Source organism: Pseudoalteromonas sp. S1650, assembly GCF_005887195.1.
Classification (GTDB): domain Bacteria; phylum Pseudomonadota; class Gammaproteobacteria; order Enterobacterales; family Alteromonadaceae; genus Pseudoalteromonas; species Pseudoalteromonas simplex.
Genome location: NZ_PNDF01000113.1, coordinates 1 through 4491 on the forward strand (window position 1 = coordinate 1; position 4491 = coordinate 4491).

The 4491-nt window shown below is 41.8% G+C and carries 5 protein-coding genes; 2 read left to right on the forward strand and 3 right to left on the reverse strand.

Annotated features, from left to right (window positions below; all coding sequences use genetic code 11):
• From CWB80_RS21425 to CWB80_RS21435, 3 genes are all read right to left on the reverse strand, one after another.
• Positions 1-323 (reverse strand): aldehyde dehydrogenase family protein (locus tag CWB80_RS21425; protein ID WP_138686303.1); only part of this gene is annotated, 323 nt, incomplete at its 3' end.
• A 13-nt stretch (positions 324-336) separates the two neighbouring features.
• Positions 337-1338, reverse strand: a complete 1002-nt coding sequence (locus CWB80_RS21430) for a 4-hydroxyproline epimerase (RefSeq protein WP_010557844.1) — start codon at positions 1336-1338, stop codon at positions 337-339.
• A 3-nt stretch (positions 1339-1341) separates the two neighbouring features.
• A complete protein-coding gene (locus CWB80_RS21435) occupies positions 1342-1557 on the reverse strand; it encodes a hypothetical protein (protein WP_036973850.1) in 216 nt (71 codons plus the stop codon).
• A gap of 267 nt (positions 1558-1824) precedes the next feature.
• On the opposite strand from CWB80_RS21435, the gene CWB80_RS21440 reads away from it, so the two are divergent.
• Together CWB80_RS21440 and CWB80_RS21445 are read left to right on the forward strand one after the other, a co-directional pair.
• Positions 1825-3072 carry an NAD(P)/FAD-dependent oxidoreductase gene (locus CWB80_RS21440; RefSeq protein ID WP_036973849.1) on the forward strand — a complete coding sequence of 416 codons (1248 nt, stop codon included), beginning with the start codon at positions 1825-1827 and terminating at the stop codon, positions 3070-3072.
• Between the two features lie 42 nt (positions 3073-3114).
• Positions 3115-4329, forward strand: a complete 1215-nt coding sequence (locus CWB80_RS21445) for a M24 family metallopeptidase (RefSeq protein WP_036973848.1) — start codon at positions 3115-3117, stop codon at positions 4327-4329.
• The last annotated feature ends 162 nt before the right edge of the window (positions 4330-4491 follow it).

A 4491-nucleotide genomic window follows, 5' to 3' on the forward strand; every position in this document is an offset into this window, starting at 1 on the left:
CCAGTGCGCAGTCGCTCACCTTGTAAGCGTGCCATAGGTAAATTGGTTTCTTGCGCTGTTTGCGTTAGTAAATCATCGCCAAGTGCTAAAACTTGCTCTGCAATACACTCTAAAAAATCTGCACGCTGACTAAAACTCGTTTTTCTGTACTCGATAAAAGCATTATCAGCAGCATCAACTGCTGTATTTAACTGAGTACTCGTTACATTAAAGTAGCGTGTCGATAATGGTTGATTTTTAGCCGGTGAAAAGGCTTGAAATTCACCTTGCTCAGCGCGACCTTGCCATTGTCCGGCAATTAGGCTTTGTCCTGTTAATGTCATGCTTTTCTCCTCGTTAAATTACTTGAAACCCATAGGCATATGGGTCGTCGTCATCTACTGTAATGGTGCTCGTTCCGGTTACCCGAGACCAGCCACGAATGCTAGGTAAAATAGCAGTTTGACCTGCCACTTCAGACACCTGCTCTATACAGCCAATAAACTGGCTGCCAATATAACTTTCATGAATAAATGCATCGCCTTGCTGCAATAAGCCTTTACTAAACAACTGAGCCATGCGGGCGCTAGTGCCTGTTCCGCATGGTGAGCGGTCAATGGCTTTATCTCCATAAAAAACCGCATTAGCCGCATCTGAGTTGGAATTTTTGGGTGAGCCAGTCCATAACACATGGCTAGCACCTTGAACGGTAGAGTCGAGCGGATGGATACATTGTATTTTGGTATTAATAGCATCACGCACTAATGGGCTGTATTTGAGTAATTGCCCTGCACTAAAATGTTCAATACCTTTAAAGTTGCCCTGTGGTTCAACAATAATATAAAAGTTACCACCAAAGGCGATATCAACCTTTAATTCGCCCAACTCTGGAATATTGATACATATAGACTGATGCGCTAAATAAGCAGGCACATTGTAAATTTTAACCCACTGCACTTTACCACCAGTCATTTCATAATTGACCTGAACTCGTCCTGCTGGAGTATCCAGTTTTAAAGTACCGGGGGTTTTAGCATGCAGCAAACCATGCTCTAAGGCGAAGGTAACAATACCCATTGTACCGTGACCACACATAGGTAAGCAGCCGGAAGTTTCTACAAATAAAATGGCTGCATCACCATCTTCGCTAGTAGGTGGGTATAAAAAACCGCCCGACATCATATCGTGACCTCTGGGCTCAAACATGAGCGCTTGACGGATCCAGTCATGGTTAGCCAAAAAGTCCTGGCGCTTTTCGCTCATGGTATTTCCCTGTAACAGAGGGTGGCCACTTGTTATAAGCCGCACAGGGTTACCGCAAGTATGGCCATCTATACAAAAAAATGTTCCTTTGCGCATCACTTAATCCAATTTAGGTTTATTTACATCAACACAATACGCTTTCGCAGTATCGTTAAGCGTTGATGAAGAAGTTTTTTCATTTACAACCAGTAGTTTAAAATCTGCTATAGCTTTTACTATAGCGCTGCCAACTAGTTGCCATGTAGAGTTAACTAACTCATCACTATTAAACTGAGCGGCTATTGCTGGGTTTACACCATGCCAATTGGTTTTCATTTGCCTATTCCGAACTGAATTTATGCTTGATATGATAAGTATATTGTATACAATAATCAATATCCTATTTTAATATTAAATTTATAGGTACACACCCTTAAAAGATTACAAATAACTAATTACACATAACTAATTGAAATTTATAACTAAAAATGAGTTAGAAAGAGCTTGTAGAGCTTTTTCTTACTACTTGTCAGTAAATACAATATCGATTTATTTTTTAAAAAACGTATAGCGTTTTACTTTTATCATCAGGGGAAGGTAATTTTGACCAATACAAGAACTCAAAGAGTCGCCGTGATCGGTGCCGGTGTAATTGGTATTTGCACAGCTTTACAGTTACAACAAGCTGGCTTTGCAGTGACGCTATACGATGAAAATGGCCTAGCGCAAGGCTGTTCAAAAGGTAATGCTGGGCACTTTGCCACCGAACAGGTATTTCCTCTAGCGCAGGTAGCATTATTAAAAAAATTACCTGCTATGCTTTTTAACCCATTAGGACCATTGCGCATTGATTGGCGCTATGCAATAAAAGCTCTCCCTTGGTTTTGGCAGTTTATTAAAAATATGCCTACTGCCAGATTTATTGCACATACACACGCTCTCAAAGCCTTAAATGAACATGCAATTCATGCTTATGAAAGATTATTAGCAAACTATCAACTGGGCCACCTGCTTACTAAACAAGGGAGTTTACTTACCTTTGAAAAAACCCCATTGGTTGATGTGCAGCGCACCTTGGCTATGTATCAAGCGCAAGGAATTAAAGTAAAGCTACTTGATACAAAGCAAGTACATGCTCTAGAGCCCAGTTTATCCGACAAAATAAAACACGCTTTATTATTTGAAGACGTTGCTCATAGTATTGAACCACATTTATTTTGTATCCAATTAGCGCAAAAGTTCAGTTTATTAAAAGGGCAATTTCGTCAACAGAAAGTAGTTGCTATCACGCCTAAAAGTGAAGGTTTTATGGTGAGTGATGAACAAGATAGTCTCAATTTCGATAAAGTCGTGATCGCAGCGGGTGCTTGGAGTGCCTCTCTCATCGAGCCGCTTGGATACACAGCACCTTTAGATACCGAGCGTGGTTACCACTGTATGGTTAATATTAACCATGGCCTAACACGGCCCGTAGCTTCCGCTGAACGGAGTCTTATCATGACCCCGATGAGTCAAGGGTTAAGAGTGGCAGGCACAGTGGAGTTTGCGGGTATAAATAGAAAGGCTAATAATAAACGTGCATTAGCTTTACTGCCCCATGCACAAGCGTTATTAGCTAGCCAGCCTCTTAGTGCCAAGACTACATGGATGGGCTGTAGGCCATCATTGCCTGACTCATTACCTATAATAGGCCAAGCCCCCAATCACAATAACCTGTACTTTGCCTTTGGTCATCAGCATTTAGGGTTGACACAAGGAGCCATAACTTCCGAGTTAATTACAGATTTGTGTCTCAATAAAGCCCCCTCCATAAATTTAGAGCCATATTCTATAAACCGGTTTATGCGCTAATTTTTTAAAAATTATAATTAAACAAATACATAGGAGAACCTAATGATGACCAAAGGTATTGGTACTCAAACGAAAGAACAAGCACTTGCTAGTCTTTCCAATATGACTCGCGATTTAATTCCCATTCAAGCTGATGAGCATCTAGCCCGTATTGCCCGTGCTCAAGAGTATATGCAAGCCAATAATATTGATGCAATTTACTTAAATGCAGGGACTAACCTTACTTACTTTACGGGTATGCGCTGGTACGCAAGTGAGCGCATGGTCGGTGCTATTTTACCCGCGAAGGGCGAAGTACAATATATAGCCCCTGATTTTGAAATTGGCTCTCTCAATGGCTTTAAAGTTATAGAAGGCCCAATTCGCGGCTGGCTTGAACACGAAAGTCCTTATGCATTATTTGTCAAAGTGCTCACCGAAATGGGCATTGCTGAGAACGGCACTGTAGGGATTGACGAAAGCGCGCAGTTTTTCATTTTCGATGGCATAAATAAAGCGCAAACAGGCTTAAACCTCGTTAATGCACAGCCTGTTACAGCTCATTGCCGCATGCATAAGTCAGCCAATGAACTAATGCTAATACAGCGTGCGATGGATATGACCTTAAAAGTTCATCAGGCCACAGCGAGCATGCTATATGAGGGTATAAGCACAACTGAGGTAGAAGAATTTATTAAACAAGCGCACAAAAAAGTTGGCGCGCCTGGTAACTACTTTTGCATCGTTTTGTTTGGCCTCGCGACATCATTTCCTCATGGTGTCAAAGAGCCACAAATTCTTAAAAAAGGAGATATGGTTTTAATTGATACTGGCTGTAAAGTACACGACTACTTATCAGATATAACTCGCACTTACGTATTTGGTGAAGCTACAGACCGCCAACGCCAATTTTGGAATTATGAAAAAGCCGCACAAATGGCCGCTTTTGATGCAGCTCAAACAGGTCAAAGTTGTGAGAGTGTCGACAACGCTGCCCGCTCTTACTTAGCAGAGCAAGGCCTTGGCCCTGAGTATCAAACACCTGGCTGCCCACACCGTACCGGTCATGGTATAGGCTTAGACATCCATGAATGGCCTTACCTAGTCGGCGGCGATAAAACACCTCTAGCCGCAGGTATGTGCTTTAGTAATGAGCCAATGCTAGTTGTACCTGGTGAATTTGGTGTGCGTTTAGAGGATCACTTTTATATTACTGAAAATGGTCCAAAGTGGTTCACTGAACCCGCTCATAGCCTCGAAAACCCATTTGGGTTATAAGATAAATATACTCATTGCTGCACGGCGAATACTTACCGTGCAGCTAATTAGTACTTGAACATTAGGCTTGCGCAATCTCACCCTTTCAAGGGCGAGTCAAGCAAGAGGTAACTAGTCTTTTTTCTGACTTAAAGCGCGTGAAGTTTTTACGGCTCTTTCACT

Bases quoted from the DNA above. Each gene is read 5' to 3' on its own strand.
- CWB80_RS21430 (WP_010557844.1), bottom strand. From the start codon at position 1,338: ATGCGCAAAGGAACATTTTTTTGTATAGATGGCCATACTTGCGGTAAC.
- CWB80_RS21435 (WP_036973850.1), bottom strand. From the start codon at position 1,557: ATGAAAACCAATTGGCATGGTGTAAACCCAGCAATAGCCGCTCAGTTT.
- CWB80_RS21445 (WP_036973848.1), top strand. From the start codon at position 3,115: ATGATGACCAAAGGTATTGGTACTCAAACGAAAGAACAAGCACTTGCT.